This is a genomic window from Cytobacillus sp. EB106-05-05-XG126, from assembly GCF_058791715.1.
The window spans coordinates 1570877-1594775 of sequence record NZ_JBYTDU010000001.1; the positions used below are offsets into that span (position 1 = coordinate 1570877).

A 23899-nucleotide genomic window follows, 5' to 3' on the forward strand; every position below is an offset into this window, starting at 1 on the left:
CTTCGACAGCTTTCGATTCTAGTTGATTTAAGTATTATCCCGTTTTTTTCTACTCGCAAAGATTACTTTAAGAGAAACATATTGGTTTACCAGAATAGATTATTTACTATTTTCCCTCTTTCCAGCCTCCTGATCAGCCCTGTAGATGAAAGCAAATACCTCAGCAACAGCCTGATAAAGCTCTTCCGGAATCCCTTCATTGATATTAAGCTTGCCAAGAAGCTCAACAAGGGCAGGGTCCTCCTGAACCGGAATACCATGTTCCTTAGCCTTTTCAAGGATATTTTCAGCTGTCAGGCCCTTCCCCTTTGCAGATACCCTGGGGGCCCCATGACTCTCAGAATCATATGTTAATGCTACCGCTTCTTTCCTTTGTGCAACACGCTCTTTTTTCATATTTTAATATCTACTCCGCTGAATTGATTCGCCTGTACAATTGATGTCATTGTTTCTCTTGCTAAAAGTGAATCACCTGCAGGCTCCGGCTCCCGGAAGGAAACCGAGGACAGCTTATAATTTATTTTTAATAAATTTGCTTTTAATACAGCTGCAAATGGAGCTGTTAAATCCTTTATTCCGCTATGCCCATTAATAACTGAAATATTGATGATTCTGTTTTGGACCTGAAGGTCGATAATCGTTTCATTCAGGTGCTCCAAATCTAAATAAAAGATAACACGGCAATGGTTTGGATCAATATTTCCGCCTTCTGTTCTCCTTCCGCTCCACTGCATAGTCATATCAGAAATCTTTCCCCATAGAGAAACCGGCAGCTGAAAGATAAAGTGCTGCAATGGCCCTGATTCCTGCGAGAGAGCCTGAAAGCCGGTTATTTTATGCAGCAGCCGTTCCGCTGCATCTTTAGCTGCATGTGCAGGTTCTTCGGTTAAGAAGCCCATCAGAAGCGGTTTGAGAGTATCCAGATTTTTGACGGCTCCATCATCATTCTGTTTTAATAACTTTAGGACGTCATGTTCATGAGAAAACCCTAATGCTGTGATTATTCTCTTTAACTCACTATGTATATTACGCTGATCATATGGGAAATGAGATTCGGGACGCAGGCTATTTCTCATCTCTTCCAGCATTGTGATTTCCTGAGGGCCGAGTGCAGCTGCAGCGAAGGGTTTTTCACCGCCCAATAATTTCCCCGCCTGAACAGCAGCCAGCCTGAACTTGTCTCCATCTACTAAATGTTCTATATCATCATTAATTGTAAGAGATAGGGCCGATTTAAAAACGGTGTGAAGTATATTTTTTTCTGCAGGAAAAGATGTACTTCCATTTCGAAAATCATTTAGTACGTTTTGTAGAGCTTGAGCTTGTCCTCTGTTTTTCGAACTTTCTGCGATAACTCCATTGAGTTTGGCCAAATTCAATATAAATTGCTGCCTGTTCCCTGATTCGCTTGTTTTCAGAAGTTCACTCAGCGTTTGAATAATCGGTTTATTTTGCACGCCGTCCTCAATAAGCTGTTTTATGACAGCACCCTCGTCAGCTTCACCCGGAAACATCCCCGCTGCTTTCAGGAGCTGGAAAGCTGAGAGGGACCCGGCCTGATCTTTTGCATTCAGCCACTCTGAAAACAGTCCGACTACTGCCTGCTGGCCAAGTTTGTCCCTAGAAGTCTTTGTCATAACCCCCAGCAGGGAGTATATTTGCTGCCCTTTGGATGATAAATCGGCTCTCTTTAACTCATCCTGTAATTCTCCCATAATCGAAGAAAGAGAGTCACCGTTTAAGACTGAGGATAGAGCTGAATAAACATCCTTCGAAAAGGGAAGCTGCCTTAATATCATCTCTTTTACCGTCCTCAGGCCTTCTGCTGCAGATTTGCTTTCATAGATGATCCATTCCGATGCCAGTCTTAAAGTTTCACCTGTAATCGGCAGCTGCTCCTTAAGAAAATATTGAATCAGCATTTGATTTTCCCGGGACAACTTCATTCCCAGCTGACTTAAAAGGCTTTCAGCAGGAGTTCCTTTACTTTGGATGTTTACAGATTCCATAACTCTTAAGCGCAGCAATCCATCACCAGGTTCTACTCTGAACCAATATCTATTGTCCGCTGACAAAGGGGTTTCAAGCTGCGCAATCACTTTATGTGTCCCGATCTGCACCTCTGCCGTCTGATTAGGAAATAGCTTTGCTACTTTTCCGCTGACAATTTGCCCTGGCCTGAGCGCAGCCGTCTTTCCTGCATTGCTCTGGTCATGCCTTATGATTTTTTGAATTACTTCAGACGGCTTCATATCTTCACCTTCTATTCTATTTCAATAAGAATCTTTTATTGGCGCAAAGCTTTTCCGGTGATAAGGCGTAATTCCATGAAGTGTTATTGCTTCAAGATGCTCCTTAGTCCCATACCCCATATTTTTCCCGAATCCATACTGTGGAAACTCTTTGCCTATTTCAGCCATCATTCTGTCTCTTGTAACCTTAGCTATGATCGAGGCTGCAGCAATCGTTACGCTTTTGCCATCTCCCTTAATGATTGCTTCCATTGGATAAGGTGTTAAAAGTTTTACGGCATCTACAAGCAGGAAGTCCGGTTTTGGATTCAGGCCTTCGATCGCTGACAGCATTGCCTTTTTTGTCGCTTCAAAAATATTGATGCGGTCGATTTCATCTGATTCGATGATCCCAACGCTGACCGCCTCGGCCTCAGCGTTAATGATTTCATAATATTCTGCTCTTTTTTGTTCAGGCACTTTTTTTGAATCATCTAATCCCGGCAGATAAAAGTTTTCAGGCAAAATAACTGCTGCAGCTACCACCGGCCCCGCAAGCGGCCCTCTGCCGACTTCATCTATTCCGGCAATTAATTGAAAACCCTGGCTTCTGTACTGACATTCATACCTGGTCATTTCTTTATGCTTCTCATATACTTTCTTTTGTATCAGCTGACGTGAATGCCATTTTGCCAAAAGCTGCTGCACGCCTTTTCTGTCATCCTGTTTGATTGATTGAAGGAACGGATCATCCTCTAACTCAATTGTTTTCATCTTTTCTTCTATTTGGCGAATGGTTAATTTTTCCATGTTTTTCACCTTCTCATTCTAATCTATGTATCGGCATTTCTGCCAAAAAATAAAGGCCTTCTGCGAACAGAAGGTCTTCATTAAAATTATTCAGCTTCATTCCGCACTGCCATTTCCTCCGGCAGCTCCAATGTAACTGGTCCCATTTTTTCAGAACGGAATTCCCTGATTACCAGCTCTGTTACTTTATCATAATCAATTTCGCCGCCGCCCATCAGGCAGCCGCGCAGCCTGCCGATTTTATCAAAGACTTCAACGATATCTTCCGGGATTTCTTCGATCTGGTAGCGGTCATTCAAACGATCCGGATATCTGTCGCCGAGAAAGCGCAGGGCATATATTGCAACATCCTGGAGATTTAAGATAGTATCCTTGATCGCTCCTGTCAGAGCAAGCTTAAGACCCACTTCCTGATCTTCGAATTTTGGCCATAAAATTCCCGGGGTATCGAGCAGCTCCAGCTCTTTCCCTACCTTTATCCACTGCTGGGCTTTTGTAACGCCGGGAGTATTTCCTGTCTTTGCAATATTCTTTTTGGCCAGGCGATTGATAAGTGTGGATTTTCCGGCGTTCGGAATACCAACAATCATTGCCCGAATTGCCCTTGGCTTGACCCCTTTCGCTCTCATTCGATCGAATTTCTCCTGAAGGATTTCCTGAGATGCGGAAACGATTTCTTTCATGCCTTGTCCGGCTTGTGAGTTTATCGCAAGCGCTCTTATGCCCTTATTTTCAAAATGTCTGATCCACTTCTTCGTCGCTTCTTTATCAGCCATGTCAGCTTTATTCAACAAAACAAGCCGGGGTTTGTGCTGAATGATTTCATCGATCATCGGATTTCGTGATGAATAAGGAATCCTTGCATCAACGAGCTCAAAGATGATATCAACCAGTTTTAATTTTTCTGTAACCTGCCTTCTGGCCTTCGCCATATGGCCGGGAAACCACTGGATTGTCACACCCGGCACCTCCATCCAATATGTATTTATATAACAAACAATCGTCAATCAACGATGCGAATATCCTCTATTGGCCAGTATATTACTCCGGCATCGCCGAGTACTTCTTCCATTGCAACAGGGCCAATATGTCGGCTGTCCTTGCTGAAGCGCCGGTTGTCGCCCATTACAAACAAGTGGCCTTCTGGCACTGTTTCCTGTCCTATCTTTTCTTTTAAAGTAAACGGCTCCGTCAGCGGACCGTCAATTACCTGCTTCTTATATTCATCCAGGTATGGCTCTTCATAAGCTTTTCCATTTACATAAAGAGTATCATCTTTATATTCAATCTTATCTCCTGGAAGACCTATTACTCTTTTGATGTAATCTTTGTTTTCCGGTGCATGGAATACAATGATGTCGAAGCGCTCCGGCTCTCCAATCTTATAGCTGAACTTATTAACAATCATTCGATCCTGATCATGCAATGTTGGCATCATGGATAAGCCGTCAACCACAATCGGCGCAAATAAAAAATATCTGATGACTGCCGCTAACAGAACTGCGATTACAAGAGCTTTTGTCCATTCCCACAATTCATTTTTCTTTTTTGCCATAGCCTTCCCCACCATTCTTCCGTCAAAATTATGCTTATATCCCTGCATGTATCGCAGTAAGTGATTTCTATTGTTTATTGTACAAAAATTCATCTTAATAAACACGATGGGAATCTCATTTATATATTATTTAACATTTATGTAATATTATTTGCATTCTGCTTCATGAAAGAAAAAGGAGCTTGAATATCAAGCTCCTTCTTTTCTTTATTATCGAATTTCTTTGATACGAGCTTTTTTACCGCGAAGGTTACGCAGGTAGTAAAGTTTCGCACGGCGGACTTTACCGCGGCGGATAACTTCAAGCTTCGCAATCTTAGGTGTGTGCACAGGGAATGTACGCTCAACGCCTACACCGTAAGAAATCTTACGAACTGTGAAAGTTTCGCTGATTCCACCACCACGACGCTTAATCACAACACCTTCGTATACCTGAACACGCTCACGAGTTCCCTCAACAATACTTACGTGTACACGTACAGTATCACCAGGACGGAAAGACGGAAGGTCAGTACGAAGCTGTTCTTTTGTGATTTCTTCAATTAACTTTTGCATCGTTTTCAACTCCTCTCAACAGACGCTCTTGCACAACCTATGTTTGCAGCGGAACATCTTTATCAGACGTAAACTGAACAAGTTCAGCCTAAGTCACAAAAAGTATCATATCATATTTGGACGGCAACTTCAATGTTATTTATCTTCTTTTTTTATTTCATTTAGCCATTTTTGCTGTTCACTTGTTAATTCTGCATCTTCAAGAAGATCAGGCCGTCTTAAATACGTTCTTCTCAAGGATTCTTTGGCTCTCCATTCTTCGACAAGGCGGTGATTGCCTGACATGAGAACATCAGGCACTTTTATGCCTCTGAAGTCGGCAGGACGCGTATAATGAGGATGTTCAAGAAACCCTGTGCTAAAAGAATCTTTCATATGAGATTCCTGATTGCCTAATACACCTGGCAGCAATCGGACGACACTGTCGATTACGACCATCGCTCCAAGCTCTCCGCCAGTCAGCACAAAATCACCAATTGAAATTTCATCTGTCACAACATGTTCACGTATTCTTTCATCATATCCCTCGTAATGCCCGCATACAAAAATCAGGTGATCTGCTTCTGCCAGTTCTTCGGCTTTTTTTTGCGTATAGCGTTCCCCTTGGGGGCACAGCAGGATAACCCTCGGAGACGCACCGCTTTTACTGCGAAGATCCTCAACCGCATCAAAAATCGGCTGCGGTTTTAAAACCATCCCCGCTCCTCCGCCATATGGGTAGTCATCAACGGTTTTGTGCTTATTGTCGGCATACTCCCTAAAGTTGACCACATTGTACGTTACTGCTTCATTTTCTGCGGCTTTTTTTAATATGGAATGCCCAAAGACCCCTTCAAACATTTCAGGAAACAGCGTGAGCACATCAATATTCATCATGAAAGCAATCCTTCAATCGCATTAATTTTCACAAGTTTATCTTCCACATTAACTTCTTTAACAACATCTTCAATATACGGGATTAGAATTTCCTTACCGCCTTTTGCTTTAATTACCCACACATCATTCGCTCCGGGAGAAAGAATTTCTTTGATTTTGCCTACTTCTTCTCCATCAAGTGTTTCAACCGTACAGCCTATGATTTCATGGTAGTAAAATTCATCCTCTTCGAGATCGCCAAGCTGATCTTCTGAAATTTTCAAAATGCCGCCCTTCATTTTTTCAATCTGATTGATGTTCTCATATCCTTCAAAGGTAAGAAGATCAAATGATTTATGGGTGCGGTGTGATTTCACTGTCAGCTCAATGGGATCACCTTTTGTGTCAGGCATGAACAAATAAAGTTTATTTCCCGGCTTATACCTGTCTTCAGCAAAGTCTGTTTTTGAAATGACTCTCGCTTCCCCTTTAATGCCATGGGTGTTCACAATTTTTCCAACGTTAAACCATTTCTGCATCCACTATCACCTCTAGCGTATTTCATCAACAATTCCATCTCTTATGATGATTGTTTTCCCTTTTTCTATGTCTTCCCACGGGGTACCCTTTTGAACCTCGATAATCGCCTGGACTTCTTTTTCTTTTAATTCACTTCCTAATGGTAGCATATGTAATTGTTCTATTTGAAAATCCAGCAGCTGGACTTTTTCCTGCCTCAGTTGAATTTCCTTTTCAAAGTGCTGTTTCAGACTGGCCGGATGCAGCTTTTTGGTTTTTTCCTGCTTTTTCAGTTCAAACCTCAGCTGATCACTTTCTTTCTGCAGCTGCTTTTTTTTGCCCGCATAGCCTTCCAGCAGTTCCTGCTTGCTGTTCTCTGTCAGCACCTGCTTAACTGTAACCGTTTGGATAATGTTCATGTACAGCGCCTCCCAAATCATAATCCGAATGAATAAACGGCGTTACTGACACTGCTGTCATGTTCTTAGTTGGCGATGTTAATATTTTTACTCTTTACCTGAAACACTTTGTTATTTCCGGTCACTTGCTTTCCGCGGGGAGAGATGAGAGCCTCCTCGGCTTCGCCTGCGGGGTCTCTCACTTCCCTCACTTCCCGCAGGACATTGAATAAGCTTCCTCGAACTTACACCGCACGATGGAAATGCGCCAGCATTTTCGAGGATCAAGTGCCCTCCGCTCCAATCAACTCAGCGGATGAATATAGTTTAAATCAGAGGAGAATAAAGCCAAACAACAGGCTTTTTTAGATTGTAAAAAAAGGAGGGGAAACCCCTCCTTTTTTGGCTGCATCCTGCTCATGGCAGGATAATTATTCGATGATCTCTAAAAAGATCTTCTTTTGTTCTGATGAACCTGCTGCATAAACAACGGTCCGTATTGCTTTCGCAACGCGCCCTTGCTTCCCAATTACTTTCCCCATGTCATTCTTGTTGACAGAAAGCTGATAGGTTACGCGCTGATCCTCTTCTTGGACATTCACTAGAACATCTTCCGGAAAATCAACAAGGGGCTTAACAATCGTTTCGATAAGCTCTTTCATCTTATAATGAATTACTTACCGTTTTTAGCGTTATGGAATTTTTCCATAATGCCTTGCTTAGAGAAAAGGTTACGTACTGTATCAGATGGCTTAGCACCTGTCTGAAGCCATTTAAGAGCCAACTCTTCATTGATTTCAACGATCGCTGGTTGAGCAACCGGATTGTAAGTTCCTACTGTTTCAATGAAACGTCCGTCACGAGGAGAACGAGAATCAGCTACAACGATACGATAGAAAGGGTTTTTATGAGCACCCATACGCTTTAAACGAATTTTTACTGCCATTTTAAATAAGCACCTCCGAATAGTTTCACACAAGATAGTATAATATCAGATAGTTAATTAGTTTGTAAAGGTTTTTTTCTTTACATGTTATGAAAAGCTTAAATGACTAGAAAAGTGGAAGCGCCTTGCCCACCCCCGACAAGCACAAGACGAGCCTTCCGGAAAGGCGTTCTTTGCCTTTTTGGAAGGATTGGCTTGTGACCTCGAGGGGGTAGGCGCTGGAGCTGGACATTACTAAAAAGGGTTAAAAGGAAGCTTGAATCCGCCTTTTTTCTTGCCTTTTTGCTGCATGCCTGCCATTTGCTTCATCATCTTTTTCATGTCTTCAAATTGCTTCAGCAGACGGTTAACTTCAGGGACGGTTCTTCCGCTTCCCTTGGCAATCCGTTTGCGGCGGCTTGAATTGATGATTTCCGGATGAGTTTTCTCTTCCTTAGTCATCGACTTAATAATGGCTTCCACGTGAGTGATTTGCTTCTCATCGATTTGCATATTATTCAAGCCTTTGATTTTGTTGGCGCCAGGCATCATTTTCAGAAGCTCATCAAGTGGTCCCATTTGGCGTACCTGACCAAGCTGATCCAAAAAGTCATCAAATGTGAAAGAAGCAGTGCGCATCTTCTGCTCAAGCTCTTTTGCCTTTTCTTCATCCACATTGGCCTGTGCTTTTTCAATTAGGGATAAGACATCCCCCATACCTAAAATACGGGATGCCATCCGTTCTGGATGGAACGCTTCAAGGGCATCCAGCTTTTCACCCAGACCGACGAATTTAATCGGCGTGTTTGTTACGGATCTAATGGATAGAGCCGCACCGCCTCGGGTATCGCCATCCAGCTTTGTCAGGACTACTCCAGTAAGACCCAGCAGATCATTGAAGCTTTGTGCTACATTAACCGCATCTTGACCAGTCATGGCATCTACAACAAGGAAAATTTCATCTGGATTGGAAAGCTCTTTGATTTGCTTCAGCTCATCCATTAAAGCTTCATCCACATGCAGTCTTCCTGCTGTATCGATTAGAACATAATCATTATGATCCTCTTTTGCCTTTGCGATCGCCTGTTTTGCAATTTCAACAGGACTGACCTGATCGCCAAGGGAGAAGACAGGCATATTCAGCTGTTTGCCAAGCGTTTCGAGCTGTTTAATCGCCGCAGGGCGGTAAATGTCTGCAGCAACCAGCATCGGATTGCGGTTATACTTTTTGCGGAGCAGGTTCGCAAGCTTTCCGGTTGTAGTCGTTTTACCGGCACCCTGAAGACCGACCATCATAATGACTGTCGGCGGGCGATTGGAAACAGCAATTTTGCTTTGCTCTCCGCCCATCAGTTCCGTTAATTCTTCTTTAACAACCTTTATTACCTGCTGTCCCGGCGTCAGGCTCTTTAATACTTCCTGCCCGACAGCGCGTTCGCTGACTTTTTTGACGAACTCCTTGACAACTTTGAAGTTAACGTCCGCTTCCAAAAGGGCGAGACGGACTTCACGCATCATTTCTTTTACATCCGCTTCATTAATTTTGCCTTTTCCGCGGATCTTCTGAATTGTATTTTGCAGTCGGTCGGCCAATCCTTCAAATGCCATATATGCCGCCTCCTAATCTAATTTCTCAAGCTCTGCCACTGCTTCTTCCAATGCCTTCCGGGAAGGGGAGCCTTCCTGAAGCATCTCTTTTATTTCTGCAATCAGCTTGCTGCGCTCTTGAAATTTATGAAATAATAGTAGCTTTTCTTCATACTCTTCAAGCATTGCTTCTGTTCTCTTAATGTTGTCATAAACCGCTTGCCGGCTAACATCATATTCCTCGGCAATCTCTCCAAGCGAAAAATCATCCAGGTAGTAAAGGGACATATAGCTTCTCTGCTTAGGAGTTAACAACGATTCATAGAAATCATAAAGGTAGTTCATCCTCGTTGTCTTTTCGAGCATCCCTATTCCCCCTTGTTAAGTGAAAAGCCTTTACAAAGTAAAGTTTACATAGATTTTCACATCATGTCAAGAAAATATCTTTACAGTGTTGGCAGTACCTAATTCCGGGTGAGCGCTAAAGGCATCATTCAACTCTGATTTTACTTATTTTTTCCTGTTTTTTGCATCCAGCAGCCTTTTCATCCGCTCCTCTCTCTCTTTCGGCGAGAGTTCTGCTGGTTTTGGACGGTTCGGCTTCTTTGCTTTTGTTTTCTCCGGTGTTTCCTTGACAGGAGTTTCCCCTTGAAGTTTAACAGGCGCCCGGTCGGAAGGAGACGTTTTTTTTCTGGAAGCTTTAAGTTTTGATACCTTCAGTGGCGCATCTGGCTTTTCTTTTACTTTTCTGTTTTTCTTCAAAATTCCCGCTGCAAGACCCGTTAGACCAAAACGCCTTACTGCGATTTCTGAAAAAAAGAGCAGGAATGCAGTGAGAAGAAGCCATTCGCTGATTGGCTGTTTGGTGCTTGCCGGTTTTTTCAGCGGCCGGAATGCTTCTTCTCCGCTCGCGAGCTCCTTGCCTCCAGTCATTTTTGAGAGTGACTTCAAATGCTCTTTATTTGTTCCCTTTTGCAAATACTCCTCAGAGTAGGGAATAGTAAAACCGGTCTGATGAACCTGAACATTCCCATTATGATCTGTCTGTTTAATATTTAAAAAATACATTCCCGCACTTTCAGGCATCAGCGCCTCATACTTACCTGGCGCTATAAGCCTCATATTAGCTTCTATCTGTTCACCCGTTTCTGACACGATAGATGTCTCAATAGGCAAAGAAATACTTGCCGCAGACTCCAGGCTGAGCACTGTATTACCATCCTTGTTCTCAACATCAACTCTATATGGTTCACTTTCATACTTCGGCAGGGTTTTAGTAACAAGCTGATTAATAATGGACGGCCACTTTTCCCAGCTTGCCCATTCTCCCGACCACTTGCCTGAGATGTCTGATGTAAATGCCGCTGTCCACCCCATTCCATATTGCCATTCAGCAAGTACCGGGTCTTTTTTTTCACTTAACAGCGGCACCTGTGCCCGCGGCTTAGCAGTGGAAGCTATATAGGCATTCATTTCCGGCACACCTTTTTCAAAAAGAGAGGACCAGTCAGGGTAGGGCTGGATACTTGGGTAAAAAGGTTTGTCCTCGATATAAGTTCGCGTAGCCATTACGGTTTCACGTGATAATATGCTTGGTATAACGGAAGAGTCTGTAACATCGTAAAACCGCCCAGACCCCATTCCCGCAAGTTCTTCCAGCAGCCCTCTATCAGCATCCTGGCCAAGAGCAACAGTTGAGAGAGTGATATTCTTCTCTTTCCCGCTTTCAATTAATAGCTCATAGTCTCCATTTGTGGCAGATTGGCCATCTGTAAGCAAAATGATATGCTTTCTCTGCAGCTGTAAATCTTCAAGCTCACTGTATGCCTGTTCCAGAGAGGTAAAGATTTCTGTCCCCCCGCCTGGTGTAATGGATTTGATTTTTTCAATTGCCTTTTGCTTATCCTTGAGAGGCTTGGTTTCAAGGATTTCCCATGGACGGTCATCAAATGCAATGAATCCTAGTGTATCTTCTTCACGCAGCAGTTCAACTGAACGGGCAGCCGCCTCTTTCGCCAATTCAATTTTATTTCCTGCCATGCTTCCAGAACGGTCCATAACTAACACAAGACCTAAGGAAGGCATTTCTTTCTTGCCTTTGATATCCATATCCACAGGCAGCAATTTCTCAATCGGAGTTTTAAAATAGCCCCCCAGCCCGAAGCTTTCTTCACCGCCAAACATAATAAAACCAGTGCCGAATTCTTTCACTGCCTTCTCCATCAGCACCATTTGCTGCTCTGAGATGACAGTTGCAGGGACATTATTAAAAATAATCGACTGATATTGCAAATAACCTGAGAGAACCGTCGGTAGCTTTTCTGGAATAACGATGTCAGTATCCAGGCCTGAACCTTTTAAAAGATTTGCAAGATTGCCAGCTTCCTCCCCTTGTACGATCAGGACCTTAGGGGTACCCTTCACATTCACAACTGAGTGAAGTGCATTGTTTTCAGAGTAGGCATCCCGGTCTGCAGCTATCTCTGCTTTATATACCGTTAATCCTGCGGTATCCGCTTTGTGGGTAAACGTATAAACATTTTTCCCTTCGTTCACTTGAACAGTTTCCTTTAATACTTCTTTATGATTTACCGATAGTCTGATATCAGCTTCTTTGGCAACGTTGCTGGTAACTTCTATTGTAATCGGAGCCTCTTCTCCTAAATATAGTGAAGGAGGAACGTTTAATTCTGAGATTGAGACATCGTCCCCTGCTGTTGTTTTTAATGGCACATGGTCAATCTCGATATTCCGATTTTTTAAAACTGCTGCAGCTTCCAGGCTTTCGCCTTCCGTTTCATTCCCGTCCGTCATCAGGACAATTCTGCCGGAAGACTCCCTCGGAATGAGTGAAGCGGCAAATTGCAGGCCTGCTTCGAGATTAGATTGGGAATCTTCTGCCACTCCGTTAAATTCGTTTATAGCTTCACGGTTTCTGCCCAGATTCTGTTCAAGTACTGCATTTTCCCCAAAAGCAGCCACTGCAAATTGATCGTCATTTTTCCTGTGGCTGGTGCTGTTTTCTATCCAGGCAAGTGCTTCCTCATTCGTGCCAATGCTTGCAGAACGGTCGGCTAGAAATACGACGGTCTGTCCCTTTACCGGAAGAACCACCTGAGGAACGGTCAGTGCAATAATTAATAAAGAGAAAATGATCAGCCTCAAACCAGCAATCCAAAACTTTTCATTTCCTTTTCCGCTGTGATTTCGAATAAATAAAAAAACGATTATGACAGCAGGAATCAGGAGGAGAAACAGGAAGGGATATTTAACCTCTATGCCCACGGCGATATACCTCCCATTCGATAACAATCAGGATTAAAGCGATGAACGCCAGCCAGAACCAGAGACTTTCATTAGGTCTTTGGTTCTGGCTGCTTTTTTCAGATGATTTAGCATTCAGTGTAAAGGATTCTTCTATTCCGGCACTTTTCTCCCTTTCATCCAGAAGTACTGTAAAAAAATAAATTTGATTTCCTGATACAGCCTGGTAAGTTCCGGGGATGATAGGAGCTTTAAAGGTTTCCTTGTTTAGATCAAGAGAGTATAGATTTTCGTCTTTATTATTGAAAATTTCCCAGCTTCCAGTTCCATTGCCGATATTTATCCATCTTTCTTCTCCGGAGCTGAAATATCCGAGGAAATCTGATTGCTGAGATAGCCACTGGTAAGAGTTATACAGAAAGATTGGAAAACCTGGCTGAAGAGGCCAATCGGTGTCGGATAGATTAAAATTGACGATAATAATTGGCTGCCCATTATGCATTCCCCTTTGGACTAAAGGAATATCCCCGCTTTTCAGTACAGTCTCCCATTCTCCTTTCAGAACGGAGGATGCAGAACTGATATACACCTTCTCAAAGTTTGCATATTCAAAAAGAGGATCCTCATCCCCCGAGATTGCTTCTTCAAGCTTTGCTTTATCTTTGCTTGTATTAAAAAAGATTATCGGCAGCTCAGGGAGTCCCGATAAAGTGCTTCCTTCCGCCACAACGACACCTTTCATATCCAAACCTTTTAGAGCAGACGGATCTGTCTGCAGCAATTCGGCACCAATAGTTTGAAAGCCCTTCACCGCAAATGGATTTACATCTCCCAAAGTGTAAACCTTAGGTTTTGGGTCAGTGTAAATAGAGGCTGCATGATTATCTGCACTATAGCCATCGCTAATGGAAATAGCTGCCTCATAGTAAGGTTTTTCCGGCAGATTTTTTATTTGAATGATTTTCTCCTCATTTGCTTTTAATGATAGATTCTGTTCAAACAGGACTTCTCCCTCAGATTTCACTGTAAAAGCTGTCTCTATATTTCCAGAAGACTGGTTTTCTATCACTGCAGCCGCTGAAATACCATCACCGGCGGCCGCTGTTCCAAACGACTGCAGCGACACATTCCCTGCATTCTCACCAATATTATGTACAACAGTATATAGACCGGCAAATTCCTTCATTAAATCTTTCTTATTAGCTGAATCTGAAAAAATATGAAGAGCAGTGTCTTTTCCTGATGATAAGGAGCCTGCCAAAAGAACGGCTTTTTCCATATTCTCATGTTCATAAGTAAGCTCCAGCCCTTCAATGGTTCTTCGAATAGCCTTTAGATCATCTTCCCGGCTTAAGAGAATCTCATTTTTCTCACCTGCTTTAATTAAACTTACCTGCTGGCCATTAAGCTTGCCTGCCAGATCAAGCATTTCCTCTTTCGCGATCTCAAAACGGCTTTTCCCTCCACTTTCAGATGACATGGAAGCGGATGGATCAATGATGATGATTATGTGTTCTCCTTTTAAAGAATCTTCAAGCCAAAATGGACGCACAAGGGCCAGCATCAATAATAGAAGTGCCAATAATTGCAGCCAAAATAACAGATTCTGCTGAAGCTTTTTCAGCCAGGGGGAAGCCTGCCATTCATTCAGTACCTGTTCCCAGAGCAAATTGGATGAATTGGTCTTTTCCGCATACTGCTTCCGAAAGAAATAAAATAAGACAAACGCTCCGATAAAAATGGATAAAATAAAATAAGCAGGATTTAAAAATTGCATGTTGTTCTCACCTGACCAGCCCCTTCGCATACAGATCCCTGAAAAGAACAGTCTGAAGATCTCTTGTTTCAGGGGCAAAGATATATTGGCCGCCATATCGCTTGCATAAAATCTCAAGCTGTTCATTATGTTTTTTTAGGCGCTTTTCATATTCGGCCAATACGGCAGGACTCATGCTCACATTTACAGCGGTCCCTGTTTCACTATCAATTAACTTTACATCTCCAGAATATGAAGGTGTCATTTCTTCATCAGCCTGCACCTGAAATAGCCAGAACTCCTGTTTCAGCCCTCTTAGCTTCCTAAACAGGCTTTCCCATTCCTGAAGCGGTTCAAAACCATCCGCTATTATTACAGCAAGCTGCTGGTGCCTTGAAAGAGTGTCTTTTAAGCTGCCCAGAAAGTTATTGGACAGAGCTGAAGGTTCAATTTTCTGGATTTCCATGAATGTTCGCCTGCTGTAAACAGAGCCTTTTCTTTTGATAGGCTGTAAGCCAGCAGAAGAAACAGGTGAAAATAGGAGCCGGTCTTCACCAGAAAGAATCATAAAGCTCAAAGCCGCAGCCAGCGCTTTGGCATACTCCCATTTTGCTTCCAGTTTGGTCATTGATGAAGTGGCATCCAGATAAACAGCAATAGACAGTTCCTGCTCATCAAGGAAACGTTTAATATAATGTTTTTGTGTTCTGCCATAGACATTCCAATCTATTTGCCGGATATCGTCTCCGGGCTGATATGCTCTGAAGTCAGAAAATTCCATGGAAGATCCGAATTTATGGGATTGCCTTGAACCTGAATGAAACCCTCTTTTCCTGGTCTTTACCGCAACTTTACGCTTCTGCAGCTTTCCAAGAAGGATTTGATGGCTGTTCATCAGCTCTTAGCTCCCCGGGAATTTTCTTTTATTAGACCTTCAATAATCGAATCTGCCGTAATCCCCGCTGCTTCTCCTTCAAAGTTTAAAATGAGGCGGTGGCGCAGAACGGGATAGGCAACATTTTTAAGGTCACCTATTGAAACATGGAACCTTCCTGAGCACAATGCTCTTGCTCTTGCCATATTTATCAGACTCTGGAGTCCGCGGGGACCGCTGCCATATTGGACGTATTCTTTTACTGTTTCCGGTGCATCCTCTGAATCCGGGTGTGTGGCAGTGATCAGCCATACAGCATAATCGAGGATATCCTCTGATACGAGGATTTCTCTTGTGAGTTCCTGAAGAGCAACTACATCATTCAGCCCGGCCGCTTTATTTAAATGAGTATTTTGCACACCTGTAGTTCTCCGGGCAATTTCTTTTAATTCTTCCTGCGTCGGATAAGCTACGTTTACCTTACAGATAAACCGGTCTGTTTGCGCCTCCGGCAGAGGATATGTTCCTTCCATGTCAATCGGGTTTTGAGTTGCAAGAACAAAAAATGGCTTTTCCATTCTTTTGGTTTCACCCATAATGGTAACCGTTTTTTCTCCCATAGCCTCAAGCAGGGCACTTTGTGTCTTAGGTGTTGCCCTATTAATTTCATCTGCCAGGATGATGTTGGCGAATATGGGCCCTTTATGAAAACTGAACGTTTGCCTGCCTGCTTCATCAGGCTGAAGCAGCATCGTTCCGGTTATATCGGATGGCATAATATCAGGGGTAAATTGAATACGGGAAAATTTCAGGTCCAGCACTTCTGCAATAGTCTTAATCAGCATCGTTTTACCAAGCCCAGGCAAACCTTCAAGCAAAACATGGCCTCCTGAGAAAATGCTCCATAATACTTGTTCAACTACTTCCTCCTGGCCTACTATAAATGATTGAATTTCATCTCTCACTCTTGCAATAATATCTGCTGCTTGTGCGAATTGCTGTTCTTTTTCCTGTGTTACGGACATTGAAGTCACTCCTTGTCAGGATCTATACTTGTAAAATAATTTTTAACGATTTCCTCTAAATCAGCCGGCAGCTTATACCGGTCGGTGCTCTGCCTGTATGACGCCTCATAATTTCCAAATACCTCACTGTAAGGTCTGATCGTTCCCTTTAATACAGGACCTTCCCCGTCAAATTGCTGGCCTGGAGTCCCTTGACCAAGACTGCCATTGTCATTTTCAATATTCGTCTTCCCTTCCATGCCGGATGGAATGGTGAGCAGATCCCTGGATCCCTGTCCAAGTCCGGCACCTCCACCAAGACCGCTGCCCGAACCACTCCCTGCGCCTGAGCCTGAACCAGATCCTGAACCACTTCCGGAGCCGCTGCCTGAACCACTTCCGGAGCCGCTGCCTGAACCACTTCCGGAGCCGCTGCCATTTCCGTTGTTTGGGCTATTGCCAGGCTGATTTTGATTATTTTGCGAATTTGAATTATTCTGCTGTGCAGGCGGCGATGTATTAAGATTATTCGCCTCGCTCCCCTGCTTCCCGGGAGGCGCAAATGCAAGCTGCCCCGGCGGCATTCCATTCGCAGCCATTTGCTGCTGTAATGATAGCCCAGAACTCTGAAGAGCTTTTTGAGCTGCAGCCAGCTGTTTTAAGAGCTCTTCTGATTGCAATAGGTTCTCCATCTGTTCAATAAGTTTTGTCAGCTCCTCTTCAGATAGCTGCCCCTCACTGCCGGTAAGCTGTTTCAATGCATTGCTTTGTTCTTCATTAAGTTCTTTTTTCTGCTTCTCAAGTTTTGCTAATTCTTCCCGGAAAGAAGCCAGATCTTTCTCCTCCAGCATTCGGCTTAATTGCTTTAAACCGCTATTATCAAGGGTGTTTTTCATGTTTTCCAGGCTCAGAGATTTTTCTTTTTCTTTGATTGCCTTTAATTCCAGGCTTTTTGTTTGGTTCGCAAGCTCCTTCAAAGCTTCCTCAGCAGACTTTTTTTCTGCAATCTTCTCTTTCGCTTTCTCTAATGCTTTTTTTACTTCAGGATTCTTTTCTTTTTCAGCTTTTTTCTCAAGTTCCTCTTTTGCTTCTTCAACTAACTTGTTTTCCTTCTCCCATTTTTGAGCCAATTCCATTTTCTCTCCCGGAATCATGTATAAAAGTACTGCCAGGCCTAGAAAAGCCAAACACATTAAAACAGGTTTAGGGTGGATGAAAACCTTCTTCCTGCCTAAAACCTGATGGTGTACCTTTTTCATATGCTTTACTGCATCTGCAAGCTGCAATCTTGCCAGTACAGCATCATCCAAAAGGAAAGAATGGGCTGTAATAACCCTATCTTCAGCTACAAACCCGTTATATAATGAAGCCGCCTGGATTATGTCAGGCCGCTTCTTCCAAATCCGAATAGCAGCGCCAAAAGCTGAGAGTAAAATAATCAGCAGAAAATAGTTTTGCAAGTATGGGATAACGAAAATTCTTGCTAAAACCATAAGACAACAGGCCAAGACAGCGGCTGCTAAAAGGAACACCTGAAATTCCTTAATGATCAGCTGAATGAGGAGCTGTCTTTTTACCGGTTTTAAGAGTTTAAGATATTGATTGCGGTCTTCCACCGTTATCATTCCCTTATTATAAATTTCGGGCAATCCCCTCTCCAGGGGATTTGCCCGAATAAAGTGAAACTTCAATCAGTGGGGGAGCTTTATCCCCCACTGATTGTTAGTTGAGGCCCACGGGAAGTGGGTCACAAAGACGTTGCCACAGGACAAGGAAAGCTACGGCAGCGATACATCGCACGACCGAAAGCGGCAGCTTTTGGGAGGACGTGGCGTTCTTAGTCTTTATCGTTCTTTCGGGCCTTTACATTATAAAGCGAGGCGACTTGCCTTGGGGTGACAAGCATAAACCTCGAGCCCCTAAGAGCCGCAGCTAGATTGGGCAGTTTGACTCCCACTTATCCTCCTTTGATTCCTCTTAGTCTTGAAGTGGGGTCTTACTGCCCGTTAGACTGCGATAAACTCTAGCCCTTTCTCATATTTGGACGGAGTTTTTTAATGCTAAGAAGGACAGCTCCAATGAAAATGAAAGTGTATGAAATTAAGTATGAAATCCACAAAGGAAATTCAATGCCTGTTGATCTTGTAATTTCATTGGTCATTTCCGGCTCAAAGGTACTCATCAGAATAATGACCGGGTTGAGCATAGCCGGGAAATATGCCAGCGGATTCGTCGGCTGAGTTCCAGTATATCCATATGCATTTGTTAATTGCATAAAAATTAAAGCAAGGAAAGCCGTTCCGCCTGCTAAGAATAAAGTAACCCCATAGGTGGTAACCATCGAGACAATGGTTTTTCTGATTAGCGTTGAAAATAAGACTCCAATGCTTCCGTAAACCACGATTGTAAACAAATAAAATCCCATTGTCGTAAGCAGCTGGCCTGGAGATATACCTCCAAATAAAAACACAAAGCTATAAAGAGGCAAACTTGCCGCAATCAGCAGAATTAAATATGAAATGGAAGAGATCAGCTTGCTTAATATAATGCTTGAGGAGCTTTGAGTCGTCGTGAGCATGATATTTAAGGTCTGCCTCTCTCTTTCACTGCTGATAACCCCTGCTGTTAATCCAGGGGTAATAAATAGAATCAAGCCAAGCTGCAATATAGATAAAACCATAAACATTGTCCGGCTCTGTTCCGGTTTAAAAAAGCCCTGCATGTTGTTTGACAGTGATTCAATAAAAATGAATCCAACAATGATAAGCCCTAAGGCCAAGAGGTAAAACAGGACCCCAAGGTAACTTTTAAAGCTTCGGAAGCGGAGCTTAAATTCTTTATTCAGTACAGGATTTACGACTAAATTCTTCATGTCAGCTCAACTCCCTTTGTAATTTCCATAAAGACATCTTCCAGGTCTGTTTCCGCTTCTGCAAAGCTGGTGATGGCCAAATTACTTAATATGGCTCTTTTAAGAAGTTCTGTTTGCTCTTCAGGCGTCCCTTTGTAAATAAACTGAAAAGATAACCCGTCCTCCAGCAAAGATAATTTAAAAATATTTGGATCATCTTCGAAAAAGGAGATGGCATTTTCAGCACTCCCATTAACTTTTACACGAATCAGCCTTTCTCCTCTAAGCTGCGACTGGATATCAGCCACAGACCCCTGAGCCACAAGTTTACCCTGATCAATAATGCCAATGGTATCGCACATTTCTGCAAGCTCGGGCAGAATATGTGAAGATATTAAAATCGTCTTGCCCATACTCTTCAATTCTTTTAATATTTCCCTCATTTCTACCCTTGCCCGCGGGTCAAGTCCTGATGCAGGTTCATCCAGAATCAGCACTTCAGGGTCATGAATCAGGCATCTTGCCAGGCATAGACGCTGCTTCATCCCTCTTGATAGAAGGTCCACATATGACTCTCTTTTATGTGACAAGTTGACAAGGTCCAGCAGCTGTGGAATCAGCTTCTCGCGTTCTGCGAATGGAATACCGTAACTTGCACCGTAGAAGTGAAGATACTCATCAGCCTTAAGCTGATCATAAACCCCGAAGAAGTCCGGCATATAGCCAATTTGCTTTCGTACGAGCTTTGGCTCCTTTTGCACATCATACCCGTTTACGTAAGCCGATCCCGAAGTTGGGGCAAGCAGTGTTGCCAAAATGGAAAAGGTTGTGGATTTTCCTGCACCATTCTGTCCGACAAAACCAAAGACACTGCCTTTTTCAATAGTAAGATTTAAGGAATCAAGCGCTGTAAATTTTCCATATCGTTTCGTTAAATCTATTATTTCGATCATTTCGCCACCTCCCCTTTTATTGTTACAGCCGGCAATGGAACAAATGGATCTCCCTGTGAAGATTTAATAAGCTTCAAAATAAATCGGCCCTCTTTTGAAACATACTGAGACAAGTCATCTTTACTTGTCAGCTTTAAGCTCCTTTGATCCGGTTCAATCAGCAGCCATTCACCTGTTTTATGGTTTTTTAATGAATACTGTACATTTTGGCTATTAATCCTTACCGAAATTTCTTCAAGTTTATAAGTTTTCTCTTTAAGCTGCTTCGGAAGGCTTAAAGAATATTCATATTCACCGTCTTCAAGCATCATTTCACCACTCGTGCTATCCATGCCTTTTTCATAAATCTGTCCCTTAATCACATTCCAATCAGCTGCCATCATGCCATCCTTCAATGTAAATTCGCCGGAAAACTCATTTTTGGCCTCAAATGGCTGAACAATCAGATTGGTGTTATTCTGTTTTGCTTTCTTCCCTTTCATGGTTACATCAATGACAGATTCTCTTGTAATTCCTGCAAGGACTGGCTGTGAAAGATCTCCCAGCAAAAATGTATTGGAAGCATATTGAAGCCTTTCTCTTCTTAATTTATTAATATCATTTTGGTTATTGGCAGGATTTCCTCCATTAAATGCTCCTCCGTACGGTCTGCTCAGAAGGGACTGTTTTGTGGCTTTATCTACTTTAATGGTCTCACCTTTTTTAATTGAACCCAGTTTAATTGATTCGTTTCCTGACCAAATATATAATTCTTCAAAATCAAAGTCACTTTGGTTTTGAATTGTTCCTGTTAATCTTTTTTCTTTAAGGGTGATATCTGCTGTCAATTTCCCATTTATTTCTGTTTGAGCCTTTCCATAAATGGTTTTGGATGACCAATATTCTACCTCTGGGAAAATGATCTCATTGTTTTTTACTCTTTCAGCCATAATTCCGCCTCTAAGCGGGTCAGATGACGTGGAATTGTTTGAATAAACCACTGCATTATATTCACCTTTTGGCAGTGAGAGGATGTATTCACCGCTTTTATTTGACAGCAGGGTTGAAGCCTGATAACCGGTAAGCAGATTTTTATTCACTTTATATATCCCCATCTGGTTCAGCTGCGGCTGAGAAATTCTGTCTTTTGCCCCCATTCCAAAGACAGCTGCACCCATTAAAATGGCTATAGAAGGAATGATCCACCAGGAATGCTCCCGTTTATCAAGCTTTCTTAACACAAAATAAAGCACAGGCACTATTAGAATAATATAACCGGCAAAAAGTCCAATAAGCTGTCCGACTGAAAAATTGGATGCAGGAAAGAATTCATTTATTTCTGCAAATTCCCAATAAAGCTGGTCAAGATAATCCTGTGAATAGGGGGTTGATCCAATGCCTGAACCTGATGCCTGTTTCATATAGTCTTCAAACCATGTGTCATATCCCTGCCATGAAGATAAAGGCTCATCTCCCAGTGAAAAAGCTGTCTGCAAAATTGTCCCGCTTCCATACTCCTTTTTCAACGTTGCAGGGAGATCGCCGCTTTTTGCAATAACTTCTGCACTCTTATCAACCGGACCAGTGAAGAAGTTGAGCTCATCAAATTTTGGCTCCTCTCCCTTTGACGGCTGAAGGAATTTGACCGGAGCGGATGCCTCATTTTCTGATTTCATCGGCAGCAGTGAATATAAATTTCCATAGGAGCCGCTGGCATCCGGTCCTCCTCCGGCAATCAATGTTCCACCACTGAATATCCAGTCCCTTATAGCTTTTTGCTGTTTTTCACTAAGCTGGGAAATCTTAAATTCATCAATAAGCAAGTAATCGAGTGTCTCCAGCCCTGTTGCATCATCCGGCAAATCTTCCCCTTTAAGTTCAAGCAACGATTTAGAAGGAAGTGTTCTAAGCTCCTTTACACGGTCATAGTTTTCACTTAAAACTCCAATTACTTCAGTAGCCATATCTACAAATTTAGGCTTTAGTGTATTTTCTCCTTTAAAACTAACTTTTTTTCCGTCTTCCCAATCTCCTTCATAAAGAGTCAGCAATGGAATGTTCTGATACATGGAGGGGTGGTCCTCCGTCATTCCAGGTATCGAAACCAAATATTCCTTAGCTGTTCCGGCAGGCAGCTCTACTTTTACAGAAACCGCACCGCTGGTATTGTAGGATGGATGGTAACTTATCAGCAAATCTCCGCTAAATGCGTCACCTGAATTTTCCATCTTAATACGCAGAGGAAATCCCTTTCCTCTTTTTACTTTTCCGTCAAAGCCCTCATCGAGAGTAACTTTAATGCCTGTACCGGCAGCTTCTGCTGATTGGAATGGATGAAACATTAACACAAAGCAGAATAGCACCATAATGATTACTTTTAATTTACCGTGCAACCCAATCTCCCCTTTAAATATCGTAAGTATTAGCTTTTTATATTTATAGGCAGCTTCTATAACAATGATTATTGCCAGCCTGATAACTTCTTCGATTGTATAGACGCAGCTTAATGACAAAAAGTTCCTGAGGATATTAAATAATTTGATTAACAGGTTAATCTTGATGAAGTACATCATCATTATAGTGTAATTTTACACTATAAATCGCGCTTTTCAAACTATTTTTTATTCTCATTCTATTATCTATAATATAAAAAACAGCCTGAGAACGGATTCTCAGGCTGTTTAATCAGTCATATTTTTATTCTTCCTCTTCTTCTGCTTCTTTTTCAACTATGTCGGCAAATAGTCCATAGACATATTGTTCTGCATTAAATTCCTGCAGGTCATCCATTTTTTCACCTAAACCTACGAATTTCACAGGTATTTCCAGCTCATTTCTGATTGCCAGAACGATGCCGCCTTTTGCAGTACCATCCAGCTTTGTAAGAACGATACCGGAAACATCTGTTGCTTCCTTGAAGGTCTTAGCCTGAATCATGGCATTTTGTCCGGTAGTAGCGTCAAGGACAAGCAATACTTCGTGCGGGGCACCAGGTACTTCTCTTTCAATTACGCGCTTTACCTTTTCCAATTCTTTCATCAAATTGACTTTATTTTGGAGACGTCCCGCTGTATCACAGATTAAAATATCGGCCTTGCGCGACTTTGCAGACTGAACAGCATCATACATGACAGCTGCAGGATCAGAACCGGCTCCCTGCTTAATGACATCAACTCCGACACGTTCGCCCCACACCTCAAGCTGTTCAATCGCTCCTGCACGGAAAGTATCACCCGCAGCAAGAAGGACATTTTTCCCTTCACTTTTGAACTTATGGGCAAGTTTTCCGATTGTCGTTGTTTTTCCAACACCGTTAACACCAACAAACAGGATTACTGTAAGTCCATCGGTTTGTATATTTAGTTCTGTGGAGGTTTCGCCTGCGCTGTCATAAATGTCTACAAGCTTCTCAGATATTACCGCCTGAACCTCGCGCGGATCCTGAATATTCTTGCGCTTTACTTCTCTTCTCAGCTCATCCACCAGTTCCATGACAGTGTCAAAACCGACATCCGCCCCAATTAAGATTTCTTCCAATTCCTCGAAAAATTCCTCATCCACTTTCCGGTATCTTGAAACAAGGTCGTTAACCTTATTTGAAAAATTATCGCGCGTTTTGGTTAATCCGTCTTTAAACTTTTCAGTAACACTATCTGTCTGCTTTGTGATTTTTTCTTTAAGTTTTTTAAAGAAACTCATGTTTTCACTTCCTTTTAAAGCTTTTTATTGTATGTTCTTTGTTTGTTAACCTGTTTGAAAACATTGTCCGCTAATTTCCGCTGC

Annotated in this window: 22 protein-coding genes; all 22 read right to left on the reverse strand. The window is 42.6% G+C overall.

Annotation, left to right across the window (positions count from 1 at the left end; genetic code table 11):
* Nucleotides 1–99: 99 nt before the first annotated feature.
* The gene (locus AC3WTL_RS07785) at nucleotides 100–396 is read right to left on the reverse strand and encodes an EscU/YscU/HrcU family type III secretion system export apparatus switch protein (RefSeq protein WP_048009039.1); all 297 of its coding nucleotides are present in this window, start codon (nucleotides 394–396) and stop codon (nucleotides 100–102) included.
* Nucleotides 393–2252, reverse strand: a complete 1860-nt coding sequence (locus tag AC3WTL_RS07790) for a TP0910 N-terminal domain-containing protein (RefSeq protein ID WP_492369268.1) — start codon at nucleotides 2250–2252, stop codon at nucleotides 393–395. Before AC3WTL_RS07790 ends, AC3WTL_RS07785 begins: the two co-directional genes overlap by 4 nt.
* A 21-nt stretch (nucleotides 2253–2273) precedes the next feature.
* Complete coding sequence (gene rnhB / locus AC3WTL_RS07795) at nucleotides 2274–3041, reverse strand: ribonuclease HII (RefSeq protein ID WP_248346913.1); 768 nt, start codon at nucleotides 3039–3041, stop codon at nucleotides 2274–2276.
* Between the two features lie 86 nt (nucleotides 3042–3127).
* A complete protein-coding gene (gene ylqF, locus AC3WTL_RS07800) occupies nucleotides 3128–4000 on the reverse strand; it encodes a ribosome biogenesis GTPase YlqF (RefSeq protein WP_222497015.1) in 873 nt (290 codons plus the stop codon).
* Between the two features lie 44 nt (nucleotides 4001–4044).
* Nucleotides 4045–4596: a signal peptidase I gene (lepB, locus tag AC3WTL_RS07805; RefSeq protein WP_035328928.1), complete on the reverse strand. Its 552-nt coding sequence runs from the start codon at nucleotides 4594–4596 to the stop codon at nucleotides 4045–4047.
* Between the two features lie 210 nt (nucleotides 4597–4806).
* A complete protein-coding gene (gene rplS, locus AC3WTL_RS07810) occupies nucleotides 4807–5151 on the reverse strand; it encodes a 50S ribosomal protein L19 (RefSeq protein ID WP_009330779.1) in 345 nt (114 codons plus the stop codon).
* A 135-nt stretch (nucleotides 5152–5286) separates the two neighbouring features.
* Nucleotides 5287–6024 (reverse strand): tRNA (guanosine(37)-N1)-methyltransferase TrmD, encoded by a 738-nt coding sequence (gene trmD / locus AC3WTL_RS07815; protein WP_076256222.1) that lies wholly within the window; start codon nucleotides 6022–6024, stop codon nucleotides 5287–5289.
* Nucleotides 6024–6545, reverse strand: a complete 522-nt coding sequence (gene rimM / locus AC3WTL_RS07820; RefSeq protein WP_222497017.1) for a ribosome maturation factor RimM — start codon at nucleotides 6543–6545, stop codon at nucleotides 6024–6026. Before rimM ends, trmD begins: the two co-directional genes overlap by 1 nt.
* A 12-nt stretch (nucleotides 6546–6557) precedes the next feature.
* Nucleotides 6558–6944: a YlqD family protein gene (locus AC3WTL_RS07825; protein ID WP_222497018.1), complete on the reverse strand. Its 387-nt coding sequence runs from the start codon at nucleotides 6942–6944 to the stop codon at nucleotides 6558–6560.
* A gap of 410 nt (nucleotides 6945–7354) precedes the next feature.
* On the reverse strand, nucleotides 7355–7585 hold the full coding sequence (locus AC3WTL_RS07830) for a KH domain-containing protein (RefSeq protein ID WP_048009045.1): 231 nt from the start codon (nucleotides 7583–7585) through the stop codon (nucleotides 7355–7357).
* A gap of 11 nt (nucleotides 7586–7596) precedes the next feature.
* Nucleotides 7597–7869: a 30S ribosomal protein S16 gene (gene rpsP, locus AC3WTL_RS07835; RefSeq protein ID WP_009330784.1), complete on the reverse strand. Its 273-nt coding sequence runs from the start codon at nucleotides 7867–7869 to the stop codon at nucleotides 7597–7599.
* Between the two features lie 234 nt (nucleotides 7870–8103).
* Nucleotides 8104–9456 (reverse strand): signal recognition particle protein, encoded by a 1353-nt coding sequence (ffh, locus tag AC3WTL_RS07840; protein WP_035328920.1) that lies wholly within the window; start codon nucleotides 9454–9456, stop codon nucleotides 8104–8106.
* A gap of 12 nt (nucleotides 9457–9468) precedes the next feature.
* Entirely contained in the window at nucleotides 9469–9801 is a 333-nt protein-coding gene (locus AC3WTL_RS07845) for a putative DNA-binding protein (protein WP_222497019.1), read from the reverse strand.
* A gap of 144 nt (nucleotides 9802–9945) precedes the next feature.
* Nucleotides 9946–12720: a VWA domain-containing protein gene (locus tag AC3WTL_RS07850; protein WP_222497020.1), complete on the reverse strand. Its 2775-nt coding sequence runs from the start codon at nucleotides 12718–12720 to the stop codon at nucleotides 9946–9948.
* Nucleotides 12704–14476, reverse strand: a complete 1773-nt coding sequence (locus tag AC3WTL_RS07855) for a vWA domain-containing protein (RefSeq protein WP_248346906.1) — start codon at nucleotides 14474–14476, stop codon at nucleotides 12704–12706. Before AC3WTL_RS07855 ends, AC3WTL_RS07850 begins: the two co-directional genes overlap by 17 nt.
* A gap of 7 nt (nucleotides 14477–14483) precedes the next feature.
* Nucleotides 14484–15350: a DUF58 domain-containing protein gene (locus AC3WTL_RS07860; protein ID WP_197248006.1), complete on the reverse strand. Its 867-nt coding sequence runs from the start codon at nucleotides 15348–15350 to the stop codon at nucleotides 14484–14486.
* Complete coding sequence (locus tag AC3WTL_RS07865) at nucleotides 15350–16354, reverse strand: AAA family ATPase (RefSeq protein ID WP_197248004.1); 1005 nt, start codon at nucleotides 16352–16354, stop codon at nucleotides 15350–15352. The genes AC3WTL_RS07860 and AC3WTL_RS07865 overlap by 1 nt, the downstream gene beginning before the upstream one ends.
* A gap of 5 nt (nucleotides 16355–16359) precedes the next feature.
* Nucleotides 16360–17982, reverse strand: a complete 1623-nt coding sequence (locus AC3WTL_RS07870) for a DUF8809 domain-containing protein (RefSeq protein WP_492369269.1) — start codon at nucleotides 17980–17982, stop codon at nucleotides 16360–16362.
* Nucleotides 17983–18356: 374 nt separating this feature from the next.
* Entirely contained in the window at nucleotides 18357–19205 is an 849-nt protein-coding gene (locus AC3WTL_RS07875) for an ABC transporter permease (protein WP_048009052.1), read from the reverse strand.
* Complete coding sequence (locus AC3WTL_RS07880) at nucleotides 19202–20137, reverse strand: ABC transporter ATP-binding protein (protein WP_048009053.1); 936 nt, start codon at nucleotides 20135–20137, stop codon at nucleotides 19202–19204. The genes AC3WTL_RS07875 and AC3WTL_RS07880 overlap by 4 nt, the downstream gene beginning before the upstream one ends.
* A complete protein-coding gene (locus tag AC3WTL_RS07885) occupies nucleotides 20134–22509 on the reverse strand; it encodes a DUF8725 domain-containing protein (protein ID WP_248346901.1) in 2376 nt (791 codons plus the stop codon). The genes AC3WTL_RS07880 and AC3WTL_RS07885 overlap by 4 nt, the downstream gene beginning before the upstream one ends.
* A 304-nt stretch (nucleotides 22510–22813) precedes the next feature.
* Nucleotides 22814–23815, reverse strand: a complete 1002-nt coding sequence (ftsY, locus tag AC3WTL_RS07890; protein WP_197214836.1) for a signal recognition particle-docking protein FtsY — start codon at nucleotides 23813–23815, stop codon at nucleotides 22814–22816.
* Between the last annotated feature and the right edge of the window lie 84 nt (nucleotides 23816–23899).

Excerpts from the sequence above, each read along its gene's own strand:
- ffh (WP_035328920.1), bottom strand. The coding sequence starts at position 9,456 with ATGGCATTTGAAGGATTGGCCGACCGACTGCAAAATACAATTCAGAAG.
- rnhB (WP_248346913.1), bottom strand. The coding sequence starts at position 3,041 with ATGGAAAAATTAACCATTCGCCAAATAGAAGAAAAGATGAAAACAATT.
- trmD (WP_076256222.1), bottom strand. The coding sequence starts at position 6,024 with ATGAATATTGATGTGCTCACGCTGTTTCCTGAAATGTTTGAAGGGGTC.
- AC3WTL_RS07845 (WP_222497019.1), bottom strand. The coding sequence starts at position 9,801 with ATGCTCGAAAAGACAACGAGGATGAACTACCTTTATGATTTCTATGAA.
- ftsY (WP_197214836.1), bottom strand. The coding sequence starts at position 23,815 with ATGAGTTTCTTTAAAAAACTTAAAGAAAAAATCACAAAGCAGACAGAT.
- rimM (WP_222497017.1), bottom strand. The coding sequence starts at position 6,545 with ATGCAGAAATGGTTTAACGTTGGAAAAATTGTGAACACCCATGGCATT.
- AC3WTL_RS07830 (WP_048009045.1), bottom strand. The coding sequence starts at position 7,585 with ATGAAAGAGCTTATCGAAACGATTGTTAAGCCCCTTGTTGATTTTCCG.
- AC3WTL_RS07855 (WP_248346906.1), bottom strand. The coding sequence starts at position 14,476 with ATGCAATTTTTAAATCCTGCTTATTTTATTTTATCCATTTTTATCGGA.
- lepB (WP_035328928.1), bottom strand. The coding sequence starts at position 4,596 with ATGGCAAAAAAGAAAAATGAATTGTGGGAATGGACAAAAGCTCTTGTA.
- rplS (WP_009330779.1), bottom strand. The coding sequence starts at position 5,151 with ATGCAAAAGTTAATTGAAGAAATCACAAAAGAACAGCTTCGTACTGAC.
- AC3WTL_RS07785 (WP_048009039.1), bottom strand. The coding sequence starts at position 396 with ATGAAAAAAGAGCGTGTTGCACAAAGGAAAGAAGCGGTAGCATTAACA.
- AC3WTL_RS07825 (WP_222497018.1), bottom strand. The coding sequence starts at position 6,944 with ATGAACATTATCCAAACGGTTACAGTTAAGCAGGTGCTGACAGAGAAC.
- AC3WTL_RS07875 (WP_048009052.1), bottom strand. The coding sequence starts at position 19,205 with ATGAAGAATTTAGTCGTAAATCCTGTACTGAATAAAGAATTTAAGCTC.
- AC3WTL_RS07860 (WP_197248006.1), bottom strand. The coding sequence starts at position 15,350 with ATGAACAGCCATCAAATCCTTCTTGGAAAGCTGCAGAAGCGTAAAGTT.
- AC3WTL_RS07790 (WP_492369268.1), bottom strand. The coding sequence starts at position 2,252 with ATGAAGCCGTCTGAAGTAATTCAAAAAATCATAAGGCATGACCAGAGC.
- AC3WTL_RS07880 (WP_048009053.1), bottom strand. The coding sequence starts at position 20,137 with ATGATCGAAATAATAGATTTAACGAAACGATATGGAAAATTTACAGCG.
- rpsP (WP_009330784.1), bottom strand. The coding sequence starts at position 7,869 with ATGGCAGTAAAAATTCGTTTAAAGCGTATGGGTGCTCATAAAAACCCT.
- AC3WTL_RS07865 (WP_197248004.1), bottom strand. The coding sequence starts at position 16,354 with ATGTCCGTAACACAGGAAAAAGAACAGCAATTCGCACAAGCAGCAGAT.